The 17,854-nt window shown below is 49.9% G+C and carries 15 protein-coding genes and 1 tRNA gene; 7 read left to right on the top strand and 9 right to left on the bottom strand.

From position 1 onward, the window contains the following. Positions 1-197: 197 nt before the first annotated feature. Entirely contained in the window at positions 198-812 is a 615-nt protein-coding gene (locus QN379_RS13075; RefSeq protein ID WP_322237530.1) for a peptidylprolyl isomerase, read from the bottom strand. A gap of 340 nt (positions 813-1,152) precedes the next feature. Between QN379_RS13075 and cysS the strand changes: the two genes are divergently transcribed. The 7 genes from cysS to QN379_RS13040 all read left to right on the top strand — a co-directional run bounded on the left by cysS (position 1,153) and on the right by QN379_RS13040 (position 8,532). Next, a complete protein-coding gene (gene cysS / locus QN379_RS13070) occupies positions 1,153-2,562 on the top strand; it encodes a cysteine--tRNA ligase (protein ID WP_322237533.1) in 1,410 nt (469 codons plus the stop codon). A gap of 5 nt (positions 2,563-2,567) precedes the next feature. Beyond that, positions 2,568-3,221 carry a DNA-3-methyladenine glycosylase gene (locus QN379_RS13065; protein WP_322237535.1) on the top strand — a complete coding sequence of 218 codons (654 nt, stop codon included), beginning with the start codon at positions 2,568-2,570 and terminating at the stop codon, positions 3,219-3,221. A 190-nt stretch (positions 3,222-3,411) separates the two neighbouring features. Next, positions 3,412-4,386, top strand: a complete 975-nt coding sequence (locus QN379_RS13060) for an acetyl-CoA carboxylase carboxyltransferase subunit alpha (RefSeq protein WP_205323106.1) — start codon at positions 3,412-3,414, stop codon at positions 4,384-4,386. Then, the gene (gene tilS, locus QN379_RS13055; protein ID WP_323506819.1) at positions 4,386-5,876 is read left to right on the top strand and encodes a tRNA lysidine(34) synthetase TilS; all 1,491 of its coding nucleotides are present in this window, start codon (positions 4,386-4,388) and stop codon (positions 5,874-5,876) included. Before QN379_RS13060 ends, tilS begins: the two co-directional genes overlap by 1 nt. Positions 5,877-6,166: 290 nt before the next feature. Continuing rightward, a complete protein-coding gene (locus QN379_RS13050; RefSeq protein ID WP_322237541.1) occupies positions 6,167-7,417 on the top strand; it encodes an aspartate kinase in 1,251 nt (416 codons plus the stop codon). A gap of 117 nt (positions 7,418-7,534) precedes the next feature. Continuing rightward, positions 7,535-7,628, top strand: a tRNA-Ser gene (locus tag QN379_RS13045). A gap of 421 nt (positions 7,629-8,049) precedes the next feature. Further along, positions 8,050-8,532 (top strand): GNAT family N-acetyltransferase, encoded by a 483-nt coding sequence (locus QN379_RS13040; protein ID WP_323506818.1) that lies wholly within the window; start codon positions 8,050-8,052, stop codon positions 8,530-8,532. Between the two features lie 341 nt (positions 8,533-8,873). Here QN379_RS13040 and QN379_RS13035 read toward each other — a convergent pair whose 3' ends face one another. From QN379_RS13035 to QN379_RS13000, 8 genes are all read right to left on the bottom strand, one after another. After that, positions 8,874-10,622: a ClcB-like voltage-gated chloride channel protein gene (locus tag QN379_RS13035; RefSeq protein ID WP_323506817.1), complete on the bottom strand. Its 1,749-nt coding sequence runs from the start codon at positions 10,620-10,622 to the stop codon at positions 8,874-8,876. 78 nt (positions 10,623-10,700) lie between these two features. Further along, on the bottom strand, positions 10,701-11,552 hold the full coding sequence (locus QN379_RS13030; protein ID WP_322237549.1) for an amidohydrolase family protein: 852 nt from the start codon (positions 11,550-11,552) through the stop codon (positions 10,701-10,703). A 67-nt stretch (positions 11,553-11,619) separates the two neighbouring features. After that, positions 11,620-12,528 carry an ABC transporter ATP-binding protein gene (locus QN379_RS13025; protein ID WP_322237552.1) on the bottom strand — a complete coding sequence of 303 codons (909 nt, stop codon included), beginning with the start codon at positions 12,526-12,528 and terminating at the stop codon, positions 11,620-11,622. Between the two features lie 10 nt (positions 12,529-12,538). Beyond that, on the bottom strand, positions 12,539-13,366 hold the full coding sequence (locus QN379_RS13020; protein ID WP_323506816.1) for an ABC transporter permease: 828 nt from the start codon (positions 13,364-13,366) through the stop codon (positions 12,539-12,541). Positions 13,367-13,373: 7 nt separating this feature from the next. Continuing rightward, positions 13,374-14,249: an ABC transporter ATP-binding protein gene (locus QN379_RS13015; RefSeq protein WP_322237558.1), complete on the bottom strand. Its 876-nt coding sequence runs from the start codon at positions 14,247-14,249 to the stop codon at positions 13,374-13,376. Then, a complete protein-coding gene (locus QN379_RS13010; protein ID WP_323506815.1) occupies positions 14,250-15,590 on the bottom strand; it encodes an ABC transporter permease subunit in 1,341 nt (446 codons plus the stop codon). A gap of 118 nt (positions 15,591-15,708) precedes the next feature. After that, complete coding sequence (locus QN379_RS13005; RefSeq protein WP_322237564.1) at positions 15,709-16,857, bottom strand: ABC transporter substrate-binding protein; 1,149 nt, start codon at positions 16,855-16,857, stop codon at positions 15,709-15,711. A 258-nt stretch (positions 16,858-17,115) separates the two neighbouring features. Beyond that, positions 17,116-17,844 carry a cyclic nucleotide-binding domain-containing protein gene (locus tag QN379_RS13000; RefSeq protein WP_322237566.1) on the bottom strand — a complete coding sequence of 243 codons (729 nt, stop codon included), beginning with the start codon at positions 17,842-17,844 and terminating at the stop codon, positions 17,116-17,118. Positions 17,845-17,854 lie beyond the last annotated feature (10 nt).

Genomic DNA, 17,854 nt, shown 5'->3' with positions numbered 1-17,854 from the left:
TTTGTTGCTAGGTACGAATGCTTCTGAAATGAATACTGACCTTAGTGTTGCGTCAGGCTATTTTTTTATTGCAACAATAGATGTTTCGAGTACCAGTTCTGCTAAACGCCAATTGACACCTTATTTACCTTTCAGCACGTTTAATCGCGCTAAATGGGGCCAATTGGTGGTTAAAACAGTTGTCCCATCGATCCCATTTATTTGGTAATGGACGCAGACTCAATGATGACTTGTTGCACTGGTACATCCTGCGCCCCTGTTTTGACTTTTTTGATCTTGTCGACGACTTCCATGCCTTGAATCACTTTGCCAAAAACTGCATAGCCGTAGCCGTCTTGACCTGGATAGTTCAAAAATTGATTATCCTTGACGTTAATAAAGAATTGCGCAGAAGCAGATTGCGGGTCCGAAGTGCGTGCCATGGCGACGCTGTATTCGGTATTTTTCAAGCCGTTCTTACCTTCGTTCTCAACTTTATTTGGTGCTGGCTTCTCGTTCATCTTCTTGTCAAAACCGCCGCCCTGAATCATAAATCCATCAATTACGCGGTGAAAAACAGTGCCGTTGTAGTGGCCCGTGTTCACATAGCTTAGGAAATTTTTGACTGTTTTGGGAGCTTTCTCAGCATTCAGTTCGAGGACGATGTCGCCCATGTTCGTTTTTAGCAGGACATGTGGCATGTCGGCAGCGTGGGCATTCGAAAAGGCAAAAGACAGAGATAGCGCGGCAATTGACGTTGCCAGCACGCGGGAAAAGGTGCGGCGAGAAGTTGATGGTGCGCTTAATACCTTGCTTTGCTTGATGCGTTGCATGAAAAATCCCTTCTGGTGAATAATACGAAAGTTTAATACGTCAGCTTAAAACGACAGCATAAATTCAGAGTCTTACGACCATGACGTTACGGGTGCATTGTGTACACGCCACGTATAATTGCCAACAAGTTTACTGCAAGAGTGACGATTTTGCTTTTCCGCAATGCTAGGTTGTCTGGTTGTTTGATATACTGCGTCGAAAAGAAGCATTTTATCAAACTAAGCATTGCAAAAGAGTTTTGGCGGTCTTGTTGTACTGACGTGGCATATTTTCCGGGAGGTGATGTGCTAACGACCAGGGCCAACGTGCAATAAATCTGTGCCTGAACTACTAGATTCCATGAGTAACCTAAAAATATATAACACACTGGCGCGCCAGAAGCAGCCGTTTTCCCCAATTGTGCCTGGCAAAGTGCGCATGTACGTGTGCGGCATGACCGTGTACGACTATTGCCATCTCGGTCACGCACGCGTGATGGTGGTGTTTGACATGGTCCAGCGCTGGTTGAGGCAATCTGGGTTTGACGTTACCTATGTGCGCAACATTACCGATATTGACGACAAGATCATTCGCCGCGCAGTCGAAAACGGCGAAACCATCTCGCAATTAACAACCCGCTTTATTGCAGCAATGGATCAGGATGCAAGGGCGCTCGGTGTGCAAAAACCGGATCATGAGCCGCGCGCGACAGACTATGTGCCGCAAATGTTGTCGTTGATCGGCAAACTGGAAGGCAATGGCCTTGCCTATAAAGCTACCGACGGTGATGTTAACTATTCGGTGCGGGATTTCGCCGGTTACGGCAAACTTTCTGGTAAATCGCTCGACGACCTCCGTGCCGGTGAACGCGTGGACGTTAATACCGGCAAGCGCGATCCCCTGGATTTTGTATTGTGGAAAGCGTCAAAGGAAACCGAACCAGACGAGGTGAAGTGGGCATCGCCATGGGGCCGTGGTCGGCCCGGCTGGCATATTGAGTGCTCTGCGATGGCAGAGCACTTGCTTGGCGAACAGTTTGATATTCATGGAGGTGGGCAGGATTTGCAATTCCCGCATCATGAAAATGAAATTGCGCAGTCAGAAGGCGCTTCGGGACATCAATTTGTTAATTATTGGATGCATAACGGTTTTATTCGTGTAGACAATGAGAAGATGTCTAAATCATTGGGCAATTTTTTTACGATACGCGAAGTGTTAAAAACGTATGATGCCGAGGTGATTCGTTTCTTTATCCTACGGGCGCATTACCGTAGTCAGTTGAATTATGCCGATAGTAATCTGGACGATGCCAAGAACGCGCTAACGCGCCTGTACACGGCGCTTAAAGAAGTCACGCCGGATGATGCGCCGTTTGATCCGAACGAGACATATGCGTTGCGCACCGTTGAAGCAATGAACGATGATTTCAATACGCCGTCGGCGATCGCCATATTGTTTGATCTTGCTAACGAGGTTAATAAAACTAAATCGGCAGCTTTGGCACGACAATTGAAGGCATTGGGTGGGAATTTGGGATTTTTAACGCGGGCGGCTGACGATTATTTGAAAGGTCGCAGCGCAGGAGAGCGCAATGTTGATTGTGTAGTTGGTTTGTCTGAAGAAAGCATTCAGCTAAAAATCGAAGCGCGGTCGGCTGCAAAGAAGGCCAAAGATTTTTCTGCTGCGGATGGCATACGTGCCGAGCTGTTAGCGGCTGGCGTGCTGCTCGAAGATAAGCCGAGTGGTCTAACCGAATGGCGGAGGACTTAGTTCGCATGCAAAATATAATAACAACTGCGGATAGCAAGATTCACGTCGCCGCATACTGGGAAGACGCCAAGGTTGAGCTGATGAAGCGTGACCGTATTATGCGCAAACTGATTCCGCAATTTGGCGATTTGCACCTGACTGGTCGTAGTGAGCCATTCACGACATTGGCGCGCTCTGTGATCGGACAACAAATCTCGATCAAATCAGCGGAAGCGGTTTGGCAGAAATTTCTGTTAATCTGCCCCAAATGTTCGCCTTCCCAAGTGCTAAAAGCGGGCCACGAACAATTAGCTGCATGCGGTTTATCCAAGCGTAAAGCGGAATATATCCTTGATTTAGCTGAACATTTCAAGGCAAAACGAGTCCATGCGGATAAGTGGGTCAGTATGCCCGATGAGGATGTTATCGCTGAATTAATCCAGATTCGTGGCATTGGCCGCTGGACAGCGGAGATGTTTTTGATATTTAATCTGCTTCGGCCGAATATTTTGCCGTTGGATGATGTCGGTTTATTAAAAGGCATCAGCGTTAATTACTTCTCAGGTGAACCGGTGTCACGTAGCGATGCGCGTGAGGTGTCGGCTAACTGGGAGCCATGGCGTACCGTTGCCACATGGTATTTATGGCGCAGTCTTGAGCCAATACCGGTTGCATACTGAAAAGTAGCAAACGAAAACGTAGTGAAAGAAATGTAGCAAACGGTGGAAGTTGTTCGGTAATGGTTAAAATTACATTATTTTAGGCATTTTCTGATAAGCGTTTCAGCAACAGTTTGCGCAAATACATAGTAGTTACAGATTTGGCGCAGCCTCATGCCTTCGTGGCGATGCGCAAAAACAAAGGAATACCATGAGTAAGACCACATTTCTTGGCTTCGAACAGTCGATTGCCGAGCTGGATGGCAAAATAGAAGAGCTGCGCTTTGTACAGGATGATTCGGCAGTCGATATTTCGGAAGAGATTGATCGTTTATCGAAAAAAAGCCAGCAACTGACCAAAGATATCTACGCCAAGCTAACACCGTGGCAGGTTTCACAGATCGCACGTCATCCACAACGTCCTTATACGATGGATTATGTGAATGAAATGTTTACTGATTTCCATGAATTGCATGGGGATCGCACCTATGCTGACGATCAGTCTATCGTCGGCGGTCTGGCGCGCTTTAACGGTCAGGCTTGTATGGTGATTGGTCATCAAAAAGGTCGCGATACCAAAGAGCGTGCTTTGCGTAACTTTGGTATGCCAAAGCCGGAAGGCTATCGCAAAGCGCTGCGGTTGATGAAAGTCGCAGAAAAATTTGGTCTGCCGATCTTTACCTTTGTTGATACGCCGGGTGCGTTCCCCGGTATTGATGCTGAAGAACGCGGTCAGTCCGAAGCGATTGGACATAATCTTTACTGCATGGCTGAACTCAAAGTGCCATTGATTGCCACGATCATCGGCGAAGGCGGCTCCGGCGGCGCGCTGGCGATCGCTGTGGGCGATGCGGTATTGATGTTGCAATATTCGACTTATGCGGTGATCTCACCAGAAGGCTGCGCTTCGATTTTGTGGAAGAGCGCCGAGCGGGCAGCGGATGCGGCAGATGCCTTGGGCTTGACCGCACATCGTTTAAAAGCAATGGGTTTGATTGACAAGATCGTCAATGAACCGCTTGGTGGTGCACACCGCGATCCCAAGCAAATGGCTGGATTGTTAAAGCGCGCATTGGCAGATACATTGCGTCAGTTCCAAGGTGTTAAAACCAAGGATTTGTTGGCGGCTCGCCACGAGAAATTGATGAGCTACGGCAAATTCAAGGAAATTTCGGCGACAGAATAGTGGCAAATCCGCACACGGTCACCATCACCGAACAGTTTGAGGGCGCGCTGAAAGATATTATTCAGCGCGCTTTTTCTATTTCTTCCAACGGCCGCGAATCACCCGTCGAGACGCTGGCCGATGTTCAGTTCCCATCAACTATAGCAATCGCTTATAGCGGCGGTCTTGACTCGTCAGTGTTACTCGCATTAGCGGCACAATATGCCGCAGAACATCAGATAAAACTACGTGCTTTTCATGTTCATCACGGTATTAGCCCGCAGGCTGATCAATGGCTGGCGCATTGCGCTGCTGAGTGCCAGCGTCTGGATGTGATCTTTGATGCACGCCATATTGCCTTGCGCAATGCCGATAAAACTGGCGTGGAAGAGGCCGCGCGTAACAGTCGTTATGCTGCTTTGGGCGATATGTGCCGTCAGCATCAAGTGCCACTATTGTTAGCCGCGCATCATATTGACGATCAGGCAGAAACCGTATTACTGCAATTGCTGCGCGGGTCTGGCGTGGCGGGGTTATCTGGCATGGATACAGTGAACGCTGCACCCGCACTGTTGGGCGATGCAACGTTGCTGATGGCGCGGCCATTGCTGGCGGTATCGCGAGCGCAACTTGAAAGTTACGCTACTAACCACAGCATACCCTTTGTCGAAGATGAATCTAATCATGATTCACGCTATGCCAGAAATGCGCTACGTCATCAATTGATGCCGGTACTTAGTCAGTATTTTGTCGGCTTTCAAGAACGCCTGACGCGCACGGCAGGTCACATGCAGTCCAGCCAAAAATTATTAATCGAACTCGCCGCGCAGGATATGGCAGCGTGTGCGGGTAATAACTGTCTCGAGTTGGACAAGGTCCGCAAATTGAGTGCGGCACGGATCGACAACTTGCTACGGTATTGGTTTGGTTTACATGATTTGCGGATGCCTTCGAGCGCTTGGCTGAGCGAGATGCGAGACCAATTGCTGTCAGCAAAAGCCGATGCCCAACTTTGTGTGACCCATCCGGAATGTCATATTCGGCGTCATCGTGATCGGGTTTTTTTGACGCCTCGTGATGATCTGGATCGTGAAGAGATTGATCCCATTCCCTTCCGCTGGACTGGCGAAGCCGCGCTCGCTTTCCCCATCTATGGCGGAAGCTTGCATTTTGAAACGTCGGAGCATGGCGTAGCTGCCGAATGGTTGCGTCAACAACCGTTGCAACTACAGTACCGTAGCGGCGGCGAGCGACTCAAACTTGCCTTCAATCGGCCCACGAAAGCGTTGAAGTATCTTTATCAGGCTGCGGATATTCCAGCCTGGAAGCGAGAGTGTTTGCCAATGGTACTGGCGGCAGGGAAGCTAATGTTTGCTGCTAATTTGGGATTTGATTGCCATTTGCTTGCACCCGAAGGAAGTGGCAATGTGAGTTTGCGTTGGGAGCCGGATAATTTAGCGTTGCGTAAAGTGTTTCCGGAATTGAGGTTGTCTGTGCAGGATGAGAGTTAGTTCAGACCGGCCGCTTCAAGCATGTTTTGCGTAGAAAGGCTATGACTTACCAGTGATAGCTAACCGTTGAGCAGCGACAATGCCCGGATAGGTCCAAACCAACAACACACGTTTTATCGCTTTGATATCGATTTAAGGTGGCAGAACTAGTCATATATGGCTAGTGGGAGCCACTTTCCAGCCGTTTTAGCTTGTTTTTTAGCCTCTTAAGATGTAAAGTTAGCGGCTAATTTTTAGCATCAAGCACTTATCTTTAAGCCTTTTATCTACAAGCCCACCTCCTTAACCTTATGGCTTTAATCGTTCACAAATACGGCGGCACGTCGATGGGCTCACCAGAGCGTATCAAGAATGTCGCTAAGCGCGTTGCCAAATGGCATAACGCGGGCCACCAAGTCGTCGTCGTTCCTTCGGCCATGTCTGGTGAGACCAATCGTCTGCTGGGTTTGGCAAAGGAAGTCAACGCCAATCCTGATCCGCGTGAACTTGATATGCTGGCGTCCACTGGCGAGCAAACGTCGGTTGCCCTGCTAGCAATGGCATTGCAAGCAATCGGTCAACCAGCGGTATCCTATGCCGGATGGCAGGTCGTGATTAAGACTGACTCGGCGCATACAAAAGCACGCATACGCTCGATCGACGACGCTAAAGTGCGGCGTGATCTGGACGAGGGTAAAGTGGTCATTATTACCGGCTTTCAGGGCGTTGACGATAATGGCAACATTACCACGCTAGGACGTGGCGGCTCGGATACCTCAGCGGTGGCGGTCGCAGCAGCCTTGGGCGCAGTTGAATGTCTGATTTATACCGATGTGGATGGTGTCTACACCACCGATCCACGTGTCGTATCAGATGCGCGCCGCCTCAATACTGTGACTTTTGAAGAAATGCTTGAAATGGCGTCGCTTGGGTCAAAAATCTTGCAAATTCGCTCAGTCGAATTTGCGGGGAATTACAAGATGCCAACACGGGTACTGTCCTCGTTGACTGACCCCCTAATGCCGCTGGAACAAGAAATGGTTTCCGGCACACTGATTTCGTTTGAGGAAGACACAAAGATGGAACAAGCTACCATTACCGGTATCGCCTTTAGCCGCGATGAAGCAAAAATCACCGTAATCGGCGTACCTGATCGTCCAGGTATTGCTTATCAGATACTTGGTGCAGTTGCGGAAGCCAACATCGAAGTCGACATGATCATCCAGAATCAATCGATGGACGGCAAGACGGACTTCACCTTTACTGTGTCACGCGGCGATTACGATAAAACGATGGGTGTACTGGACGATAAAGTCAAAGCGCACGTTGGTTCCGGCAATATTATTGGGGACAACAAAGTATCGAAAGTATCAGTGGTGGGTGTGGGCATGCGTAGCCACGTCGGTATTGCATCCCAGATGTTTCGTACCTTATCGGAGGAGGGTATCAATATTCAAATGATCTCAACTTCAGAAATCAAGATATCAGTATTGATCAACGAAAAGTACATGGAGCTAGCCGTACGGGCCCTACATAAAGCGTTTGAGCTGGAAAAAGTCTAAATGAAATAAATTTAGCCTTTTATGGCTAAAAAGACAGACTTTTCATTGACCAACTTCGTATGAAAAGCTATTATGCGTAGCCTTGCTGCAGCGATATTATAATGTGGCAGCGAGTTTGGAGGCGTGGCCGAGTGGTCGAAGGCACTTCCCTGCTAAGGAAGCATATGGGCTTAAACCTGTATCGTGGGTTCGACTCCCACCGCCTCCTCCAAGAATGATAAGCCCCTGATTCGTCAGGGGCTTTTTCATTTCTGAAATTGATTTTAGCTAAGCTACATAACGGCAAAGTGTTTCCCGCGATCTCAGGCCTTGGGATGGCCGGATAGATTGGCTAAAGCATCGCTGCGGTCACCATCGCGCAAGACACTACCGGAACTATGCAATCCCAGAGTATTTATTGGTGATGTGTGCAAACCTTATTGTTTATGCTATTCTTGCGCGCTAAATCGTGGGTTGTATGATTTCGTTAAATGATAGCGCAGTGTTAGTTTTTCGAAAAAACCCTAAAGCCAACGCATTATCGTTGGCTTTTTTGTGCCTCGCGTAAATAGCGTGAGCCGGGATATCGCGTCGCTAACTAGAGCCTTTCGTTTTAATCAATATTATTCCCCGTTGGGGATTTCAATCAGTATATGAATACTATCTATAGCAGCCAGTCTGAAGATAACGTGAATATTGTTTTTGCTATTGTTACGAAGCAAGATTTTGAAAGTTTGGTAGCGCTGCGAATTGCAGCCATGCGAGAGAGTCTGGAGCGCGTTGGACGCTTTGACCCAGTTCGGGCAAGGGATCGGTTAAAAAACGGTTTTAAAGCCGAATACGCGCGTCATATCCTGGCGGATGGTGTGCACGCAGGTTTCTTCGTCGTTAAGCCGACCGATCAGATGCTACTGCTTGAGCATTTATATATACATCCCGATTACCAAGGCCGCGGGATCGGTGCAATAGTGATGCAAAGCATCATTGCCCAAGCGAATGCGCTGGGTTTGCCGATCATGGTTAAGGCGTTGAAGGAGAGTCGTTCCAATGGTTTTTACCAACATCATGGGTTCGAAGAGATCGAGCAAGACGAATGGGACATCTCCTATCGACGTCCAATCGGTACCGAAATATAAGAAGGTGTGTGCGTCGGCATCTGTTGAAGTACAAATTACAGGGACTCTGAATTCGCGCTAGCTCGCGTCTAGCTGATCCGCCAGACTTTCTATGTTTTCATAAAGTTGCACTTACTCATTTAGCAGCTCTTGCTTTATTCTGTGCGTAGCCAAAAAAGTTATATAAATCAAAGTGTTAGTTGCTATATTGAATAGTTCTTAACAGGGTTATTCACAATTTCTGTTGATAACTTATTTTGCTCCTGGGCAGGTTCGGGTTTAACGCGGCTTACTGTTTCCTTCTGCGGTATTGCATCATAAAAATCATAGTCGCACTGGCCCCCGATCTTGCATTCCTGCCCTCAATCTTCGGACCGATGCAATTTGACGTACGCGTCTAACAATGACGACTTGTACACAACTCCTAACAGCTTTGAACGGATGCCATATTCGACCGTTGGGAGTCGTTCGCCCTGATGAGCCAGAAAATGTTCCAGTGCTTGACTCAGTGTCATTTCCGGGGTGATTACGTGTAAGCAATCCTGTTGGAGGAAGTCCAGTGCAGATTTCATTGATATGTCATCTTTATCGAGGAGTGCAGATGTCACGTCTTGCAAGGCGACCACGCCGCGATAGTGGTTGCGGTCATCCACGATATAAATATACTTCACAGGATATTGCAGGAACATGCGCGAAATTTCCTGAAAGCTGGCGGTGATGGGAAGCACAGTATTCGCTGGCTTAATCAAATCTCGCATGTGCGTATTGCGTAACAGTAGACGTGCTTTTGCATCGCGGTTGCGTTTGATCGTGATTTCGTACATTGCGGTATCGTCGATGGAACGTGCAACAAAATACGCCACTACGCAAGACAACATCAACGGCAGCACCACTTGGTAACTTAAGGTCATCTCGAAGATCATGAGGATCGCCATCAACGGCGCGCCGGTTGCAGCGGCGAGAAATGCGCCCATCCCCACGATGGCGTAGGCGAAGGGCTCTGACGTGCCACCCGGTAATAACTGGTCCACGCCAAGCCCAACCAGATACCCGATGGCGGCACCAACAAAAAGAGCGGGAGTGAACACGCCACCCACCGCGCCGGAGCCAGTCGTCAGGGCGGTGGCGATGATCTTAAACACGAGTATGACTAGCACTGCGTTCCAGGCCCACGGAGCCTGCAGAGGTGAATGCAATAACGAATTAACCACGCTATAACCGTTTCCCCATACTTGAGGAACCCAAATCGATATAATGCCCACCATCAAACCACCTATACCGAGCCGCAGAGGCATCGACAAGTTGGTTCGCTGAAATGTACGTTTGCTAAGCTGTAGCAGGCGCAGGAACTGCGGCGCGGCGATGCCGCACAGAATACCGAGCGCGACGAAAAAAATGACTTCTGTACCGAAGATGACCGGAAAGATTGGCATTTCATAGGTCGGCTTGTAACCGGGTAATTCACGCATAGTAATATTGGCGACGACCGAGGCGACCAAAATCGGGCCAAAACTGCTCATGGCGATTGATCCCAACACGATTTCAGAAATGAAAAACGCACCCGCAATCGGTGCATTGTAGGCAGAAGTGAGACCAGCGGCGGCACCGCAAGCGACTAGTAGCCGAAGTTGTTGTGGACTAAAGTGCACTATGCGGCCCACGAAGGAGGCTGCCATTGCTGCCAAGTGGACCATGGATCCTTCTCGACCAATTGATCCACCGGTGGCGATGGAGCTCAATGAGGAAATACTGCGCAACAGACTTTGCCGCACCGGGATGTTGCCGTCGCCGATGGAGATAGCCTCCATATAGTCAGACGATGCGCTGACCGTGACCCGCTTCGCCAGCACCAGAAAAATACCAGCAACCACACCGCCGCCTGCGGGAAGCAGCATGCGCGCATACCACGGCAAGCTCTTAGCGATTTCAACCAAAGAGCCGGTCCGTCCCGTGAGCAGTACCTGAAGACCAAGGATGCCGTCGCGAAACGCGATCGTGGCGCACGCGCCTAGAAGACCACTGAACGAAGCCCACAACAGCATTGTATGTTCGTCCGAGAAGCGGAAGCGGCGACGGAACAGAAATCTATATTTCAGGATCGCGCTGAGCATAACTGTAGATTTTTTCGACAAAGATACTTGGCATCAATGCAGGCACCGCACGTTAATCGCTAAGTGCCTGGCGGCATATCAAGTGAGTTTCAATACACGCTTGGCATTACCTGAAAATACAGCATCCAGCACGTCGCCACGGAAGCCAAGCTTCTGATAATCCTCGACGGACTGTCCCATTGGCCGGAACGGGTAAGAACTACCAAACAGAAGCTGATCTTTCATGAAGCCGTTAGCAGCTTCGACATACAAGCTACTACCAGGCAAAAAGATATACATGTCAGGCACGATAAAGACGTTCTCGTAGCGGAAGGCGACGCCGATTATTTCGTTCACACGGGGATAAAATCCGTGATAACAGACGATGGATAAATTCGGAAAGGCGCGCGCCAGGCGTCCTATTGCGGCAGGATCATTGTGATCGAAGTTAGGTGTGGTGGGGCCCGACATCACGCACACAGGTACATTGAGCTGGGCACATACTTCGTAGATGGGAAAGAAAATCGGATCGTCAGCATGGGTTGGAACCGCACCAAAGCCTGGCTCCAGATTAATCCCCTTGAGGCCCAACTCATTGATGGCGCGCTCGACTTCTTTGGCGGCGCCCTGGCTACCCAACGCGTAAGGATCGACCGATCCGATGCCGACCAATTCTTTGTATTTATTCGTGATCTTGTAAATCTCATCGTTGCTATGACGAATGCCGGGAATATCACGTCCGACGACAACCGCCGTCTGGATGCCGCTTCCGCGTACGTCATCGACGAAGCCCTTGATCGTTTTCGAGCGGGTAAAGTGCTCATCATTCTTAGCGCCTACGCGGCGGTTTAGCCATTTCACGACATCGTATTCTTTGGTGCCGGGCGTCGCGCCGTAAAAATCATGCAAGAAAGACGGACGGCTGCGCATGTCGATAATTTCGGTTGCCATTGTTTAAGTCTCCTGTGGTGGTCTAACATTTTTTATGGAAAAGCGTTCCTGCATAAATTTTAAAAAGTTATTGCGCGACCTCTGACTTATGTGCACGTTTTGCATAAGCCTCAACAAAGTCGGCCGCGGCCTTGCTGCCGCCCGTAAAAGATTTCATTGCTTCTTCATGTAAAAGCGCCAGTGCTTCCATCTTGACTTCATTGGCGCGCTCGCAATTGACCATGTCGACCAGACGGCGCGGGCGGGGGACATCGATCTCAAGCGTGGCACGCACCCGGGCGGGGATATTGGTCATGATCAGCAGGCGGTCTGCCAGGAAGATCGCTTCGTCGATATCGGTGGTGACAAAAAAACTGGTCCTGCGGGACTCGTCGAACAACCCGGCGTAGTACTCCCACATCAGCTCCTTTGACATGGCGTCGAGACCGCGAAACGGCTCGTCCAGAATCATCACTTCAGGATTGTTGATCATCGCCCGTGCCAGTTCGGCGCGGCGTTGCATTCCCCCGGAAAGCTGTGGTGGATATTTTTTACGAAACGCTGTCAGACCCACTTTGTGCAGCAAAAATTCCGCCAGATCGCGGGCTTGCTGGGTATCTTCCCCACGTGCTCGCGGTCCGAACATGATGTTGTCATAGGTTGTCATCCACGGGAATAATGCCGACTCCTGAAATACGACCAGTCGATCACGCCCTGGTTTGGTGATCGATTTGCCGTTGAGTGTCATCGTCCCCGTTGTGGGCGCTTCGAAACCAGCCAACAGTCGGATAAGGGTACTTTTTCCACAGCCGGATGGACCGATCATCACTGTCAATTTATTGCGCTCAATGGTGAAGGAGCAGTCTTGCACCACCTCTTTGGTGAATTGCCCTGCACCATATGATTTGCTGACATTGTCGACGCAGATTTCCCCCGAGCTGCGGAGTTCTTTCGGAAAGCTAATACCCGTAATAGCGGGATTGACATCGTTGATCATTTGTTTTCCTTTAACGTTTTTTCAACCACGGTGTCAGATAACCGCCAAGTGAGCGTAACAACTCGCTACACGCATATCCGGCGATACCGATACTCAACATACCAACCACAATTTGTTCGTACGAGCCACCAACGTAAGAATTCCAAATAAAAAATCCAAGTCCGCCACCGGATCCACCAGTTTGGCTGCCGCCGCCTGAAATCATTTCTGCCGCCACCACGACGTTCCAGGTAATACCCATACCGACCGATGAACCAACCACGATTGACGGCAGTGTGGCTGGGAGGACGATGCGCCGAAAGATGTCCCACTGCGACGATCCCATCGCTTGCGCCGACTGAAAGTAGCGGATGTCGATGGCGCGCGCTCCACCTACCACATTGATAACGACGGTGAAAAACGCACCTAGAAAAGTAACGAAGGCAATCGATAGCTCCTGTGTCGGCCAAAAGATGATGGCGACCGGAACCCAAGCCAAGGGAGGAATAGGACGCAGGATTTCAAACGTAGGAAAGCTAATACTATTAAAGTTTTTGCTCACTGCCATTAGCAGCCCAAGCGGAATTCCCACCACCATCGCTGCAATAAAACCCGCCAGCACCCGAAATAAGCTGAGATACCAGCTTTGCCAGTAACCCCTGTCATTGAGAAGGCCCGCCCACACTATGAGCACGGCTGTTGGGGCCGGAATCATTCCGATCCAGGGTAACGAAACCCCCAGCCATTGTTTTGATCGTGCGCCTGCCTCCCAAAGGATCAGAAATACGACCAGCGAGATAGTGGCGCGTAGTCCAGCGCGACCAGGAATCTTTTTCTTCAAGCGCGATGCAATGGTCATGATTTACTCACCCTTCTTTCTCGCCAGCGGCAAAGGATTTCTTAGCTTCTTCGTGGACCACCTCAATGGTTTCTTCCATCAATTGGCGGAAGCGCAAACTTGTCAGCACACCGTAATCACGGGGATGCGGGATATCGACATTAAGGATTTTTTTGGGGCGGCAAGGGCGCGAGGTCATGATTACCAGGCGATGTCCCAGAAAAATTGCCTCTTCGAGATCGTGTGTGATAAAAAATATAGTCACCTTGTTCTTGTAATATATCTCTAGCAGCGCTTCATGCATGACCGATTTGGTAAGGGAATCGAGGGCGCGGTAAGGTTCGTCAAATAGCAGGACTTTAGGGTCATTCATCAGCGCCCTGACGATCTCAACGCGGCGGCGCAAACCAGATGAAACTTCACCTGGAAAATTGTGCTCGGTACCACTAAGACCTGCATCAGCCATCATGCTGCGGGCTTTTTCGTAAATTTCTTTCTTACCCATTTTCCCTTGCATCAAGGGACCGAAGGCGACGTTTTCCAGATTCGATTTCCAAGGAAAAAGTGCGCCGTTCTGAAAGACAACGATGCGGTCCGAGCCAGGCTCTGCCTGCGGTTTTCCAGGCCCGCACAGCATCTCGCCATCGAGAAAAATCTTGCCTGACGAGATACTGTGGAACCCAGCAATCGCATTTAACAGGGTAGTTTTGCCGCAGCCAGACGGACCAACGATCATACATATTTCACCGGCGGGTATATCGAGGGAGCAATGGTCGACCGCCATCACGGATGCACCGTCTGGATCGTAGATCTTCACTACGTCTTCGATTCGGATTGCGCCTCGGGAAGCGGTTTGTATCTGCGTTTGGGTCGGCGCTGGTGGCGGCATTAATATCGTACTCATTTATCTTCCTCCCAATGCAAGCTCGCGGACTCGCCACTGCATCATGTAGTCGCCTATCAATCGAACGAAAGCGCTGGTGGTGTAACCCACTGCACCTAGGGTAATCATGCCAATCACAATCGTTGGATACCGGACCATGGTGTAGGAGGTATTGATCACGTAACCGAGCCCGAATTGTCCCGATACCATCTCGCCAGCGACCAGCGAGAACCAGGCGACCCCGACCGAAATTTGTAGCCCGGTAAAAATGAATGGCATCGCGCCGGGTATGACGACTTCTTTGAATACCTGCCACTTGGAGGCCCCCAGACACATAGCGGCCCGACTATAGGACTCGTCTATCGACTCGACCCCCAGCATGGTATTGAGTCCAGTGGCAAAAAAAGACGCAAGAAAGGTCAGGAAAATAACTGGTGTTTCGGATCCACTGAACATCAGGATCGCGAGCGGAACCCAGGCCAGAATCGGAATAGGACGTAAGGTCTCAAACAAAGGGAATATATATTCTCTGAAACTTCGTGACCATCCTAAAAACAATCCGAGCGGAACGCCCAGCACAGTGGCCAACAAAAACGCAATCGCAACGCGACGCACGCTGACCCAAATGTGTTCGTAATATTCTGGCGTATAAAGTGAAAGGCCATAGATTGGATCTTTGCTAAATAACTCCTTAACGACGACTGTCAATCCGGGCATATCTCGGAAACGAGGTAATTTCCAAACCTCCACCGTGAGATACCAGAGGCCTAGAAAGATCGTGAATCCTAAAAGCATCAAGTAGGGTTTAGGACTTTTTAGCCATTGTGATGCGCGAAACATGGTTAAGGTGAGACCAGTCGGCATCTTTGGCGCCGCGGTCAAAGCGCCGGGGCCACTTAAAGGGTAATGATGAACCTGCGCTGCCACGGTCGAAGAGGCGTTGAACTCTTTGGTGATCATGGTAGCAAAGCGGCTCATCACCACGTCGCCGGTATCCGGTGTACCGGCAAACAGGTCAAGTAATTTTTTCCCGTCAATTCTTAAGACCTCCGTGCGCTCGGTACACACCGTTTCAGCCAATCGACCGGACTGATTGTCGAGTACTGCCGCCCATCCGAACACGTCGCCGGAGAGCATGGTCTTCTCCAAAGGTTGCGATGTGCCGTCACTGGCTGGCAAAGTGTGCTGCACCTTACCCGCAGAAATGACATAGATATCGTCGGGCCGGTCGCCTACTTGATAGATCACATCTCCTCGCGCAAATAACTGCCATTTTGAAAATCGCGCGATGGCGGATAATAAACCGGGCGTAACCATTTGAAACGGCATCGTGCGTCTCAATAAGGTGCTGATTTGTTCCATGTATTTTCCAGGAAGGTAGATGTGGAACCCCATAACGAGGCACTCGCCACCCCTGAGCAACTCTGACTTTATGTCAGAACACGCTCATGGGAGGGTCTTTTACATTCACTTCAACAGGTCAGGGTTTGCCTTTATAGGCCGATTCTGGCAACGCATTGACGATGCCAATAGGTGCGGTGAGTCCGCGTTCTTTCATCACCGCATCAGCGAATTGCGGCATGACCGCCTCGGGACGAAGTGTGGCGACATTGATACTCTTGGCCGAATACAGAAATGTCGCCGAACTATTAATCATGGTCATGATTGATGGCGTAATGGCGTACGGCAAGGTCAAGCGAACAGGGCTTCCACCAACGGCATCGGGATACCTGCCGTACATGGATGACCACAGCATTTTTTCCGAAAATCCAGTGGTCTGCTCCTTTGCCATCTGCGCTACTTCCTGCGCATTTTTCGGATCAGCCAAAAACATCTGAGCATCAAACTCAGCGTTTAGCCAGCCATTGACCACATCCGGCCGCTGCTTGATAAGGTCATAACGCATGGTTAAATACGCACTGTCTTTTTCATCGATAGCGTTGCCTGAAGCGATACGTTTAGCTAATCCTTCCTGCACCAGGCGTGATGCAGTAGGCTCCCAGATTACTGCGGCATTAAGCTTCCCAGCCCGAAAGCCGCTGGTGATGACCTCAATGTTCTGGTTCAGATATGCCGCCGGTTCGATATTCTCTTGTTTAAAAACGGCCTGACCAAAACGATCTGCGCAGCTACCTTTTGCCACGGCGACCTGTTTGCCACCTAACCATTTGATGGCTTCTTTTTGGGTGCCAAAATTCGGGGCGTCTACACGTGCCAGAAAAATATTACATTGATCAGTACCTTGCCCCAGAGTGGCCACGATGCGGATATCGGCAACTTCTTGTTTGGTCACAGTGATGATGGCAGGCATATCGCCGAGGTAGCCGATATGCTGCTTGCCAGCCAGCATGGCATTGACAATCACGGCGCCCTGAAGGCCGACGGAAAATTCGACTGTGGAGCCTTTTGGCAGGTATTTTTCATACATTTTTTTGCCACGCATGATTACACCGGACCAGCTTTCGGTGTAATAGGGCTGATAGCCGATCACCAGGTGGACTGGTTCACCAATCTTGCCGTATTCCAGCTCACCTGCGCTCACTGTGACGGGCGCCCCCTGAAGGCCAAAGAGCGCCATCATCACCGAACAGCGCACGGCACGGACCCAGCAATTCTTCTTGCTCTTCATGTTTGTCTCCATCTTTTTTTAGGACTCATGCAAAATCGCCCTAGCGGCGTAGTACTCTTTTAGCCGTATGGCGTACTGTGTTCGTCGACAAACTCGCCAAACCCTTTGCTGGGGCGATTTTGCGTTAGTCCTAATTCTGTTTTTCACCCTTCAGGCGAAAGGTGACGTTAGCGCAGCATTTTTATATCGTTGTCGTCTAACTATTCAACTGTTTGCTACATACAAATTACAGATTTAATACGAACATTTTTTCGCTAATTACTTTGCCTTTGAGAGGGTTAGATGGCGCGTAATCATATTGGCAAGTTGTCGCATGACCAGATAGCCGGACGCGGGATCTTGCGCCAAAATATCCAGCACTTGCGACCCGTTAATCCGGATTACAACCGAATCCTCCAGACACTCCGCTTTAGCGATGCGGCGTGGATGGCGATCAAGTAGCGCAGCCCAGCCAAAGACTTCGCCCTTGTGCAATACAAAACCTGCAGCACTAGTGTGATCATCGCGCCCGATCAAAAAATCGACTTTCCCTGATTCAAGAATATAGACATCGTCGGTAGCGTCGCCAATACCGTATAGTGTGCTACGCGCAGGATGGTGCTCTTGGCGCGCAATCTGGTTAAGTCGTTCCATGGTGTCGGCAGAAACGCCGCCGAATAATGACGCCGTCTGGAGTGCACTGGTCCGGATCACAAACACTTCGCCATCCTCGATCGCAACTTCATAAGCTTCCAGAGGCGCTTCAGCCAGTCCAACTGCCGCCCCAGTCGTAATGTCCCATTGCCACAGGTGTTGATGGCAGGTCAGAACTGATCCATCATAAAATCCTTCATCCAGACAGACTTCCTGATGCGGGCAAATCCCCTGATAGGCGTAATATTGGGTATCAGCATTCGCCACCAATACCTTGATCCCATCGCTCAGGTCAAATGTCTTCATCCCATTGGACGGGATGTCGCGTGCGCTACAAACATGGACTTTGCGCATATCATGGCTC

This window comes from Glaciimonas sp. Gout2 (genome assembly GCF_035018905.1).
Taxonomy (GTDB): domain Bacteria; phylum Pseudomonadota; class Gammaproteobacteria; order Burkholderiales; family Burkholderiaceae_D; genus Glaciimonas.
Note: the sequence above shows the minus strand (reverse complement) of the source record. Positions and strands in the feature narration are given on the sequence as shown.

Excerpts from the sequence above, each read along its gene's own strand:
- QN379_RS13015 (WP_322237558.1), bottom strand. The coding sequence starts at position 14,249 with ATGAGTACGATATTAATGCCGCCACCAGCGCCGACCCAAACGCAGATA.
- QN379_RS13005 (WP_322237564.1), bottom strand. The coding sequence starts at position 16,857 with ATGAAGAGCAAGAAGAATTGCTGGGTCCGTGCCGTGCGCTGTTCGGTG.
- QN379_RS13030 (WP_322237549.1), bottom strand. The coding sequence starts at position 11,552 with ATGGCAACCGAAATTATCGACATGCGCAGCCGTCCGTCTTTCTTGCAT.
- QN379_RS13065 (WP_322237535.1), top strand. The coding sequence starts at position 2,568 with ATGCAAAATATAATAACAACTGCGGATAGCAAGATTCACGTCGCCGCA.
- QN379_RS13050 (WP_322237541.1), top strand. The coding sequence starts at position 6,167 with ATGGCTTTAATCGTTCACAAATACGGCGGCACGTCGATGGGCTCACCA.
- QN379_RS13040 (WP_323506818.1), top strand. The coding sequence starts at position 8,050 with ATGAATACTATCTATAGCAGCCAGTCTGAAGATAACGTGAATATTGTT.
- QN379_RS13060 (WP_205323106.1), top strand. The coding sequence starts at position 3,412 with ATGAGTAAGACCACATTTCTTGGCTTCGAACAGTCGATTGCCGAGCTG.
- QN379_RS13025 (WP_322237552.1), bottom strand. The coding sequence starts at position 12,528 with ATGATCAACGATGTCAATCCCGCTATTACGGGTATTAGCTTTCCGAAA.
- cysS (WP_322237533.1), top strand. The coding sequence starts at position 1,153 with ATGAGTAACCTAAAAATATATAACACACTGGCGCGCCAGAAGCAGCCG.
- QN379_RS13075 (WP_322237530.1), bottom strand. The coding sequence starts at position 812 with ATGCAACGCATCAAGCAAAGCAAGGTATTAAGCGCACCATCAACTTCT.
- QN379_RS13010 (WP_323506815.1), bottom strand. The coding sequence starts at position 15,590 with ATGGAACAAATCAGCACCTTATTGAGACGCACGATGCCGTTTCAAATG.
- QN379_RS13035 (WP_323506817.1), bottom strand. The coding sequence starts at position 10,622 with ATGCTCAGCGCGATCCTGAAATATAGATTTCTGTTCCGTCGCCGCTTC.
- QN379_RS13000 (WP_322237566.1), bottom strand. The coding sequence starts at position 17,844 with ATGCGCAAAGTCCATGTTTGTAGCGCACGCGACATCCCGTCCAATGGG.
- QN379_RS13020 (WP_323506816.1), bottom strand. The coding sequence starts at position 13,366 with ATGACCATTGCATCGCGCTTGAAGAAAAAGATTCCTGGTCGCGCTGGA.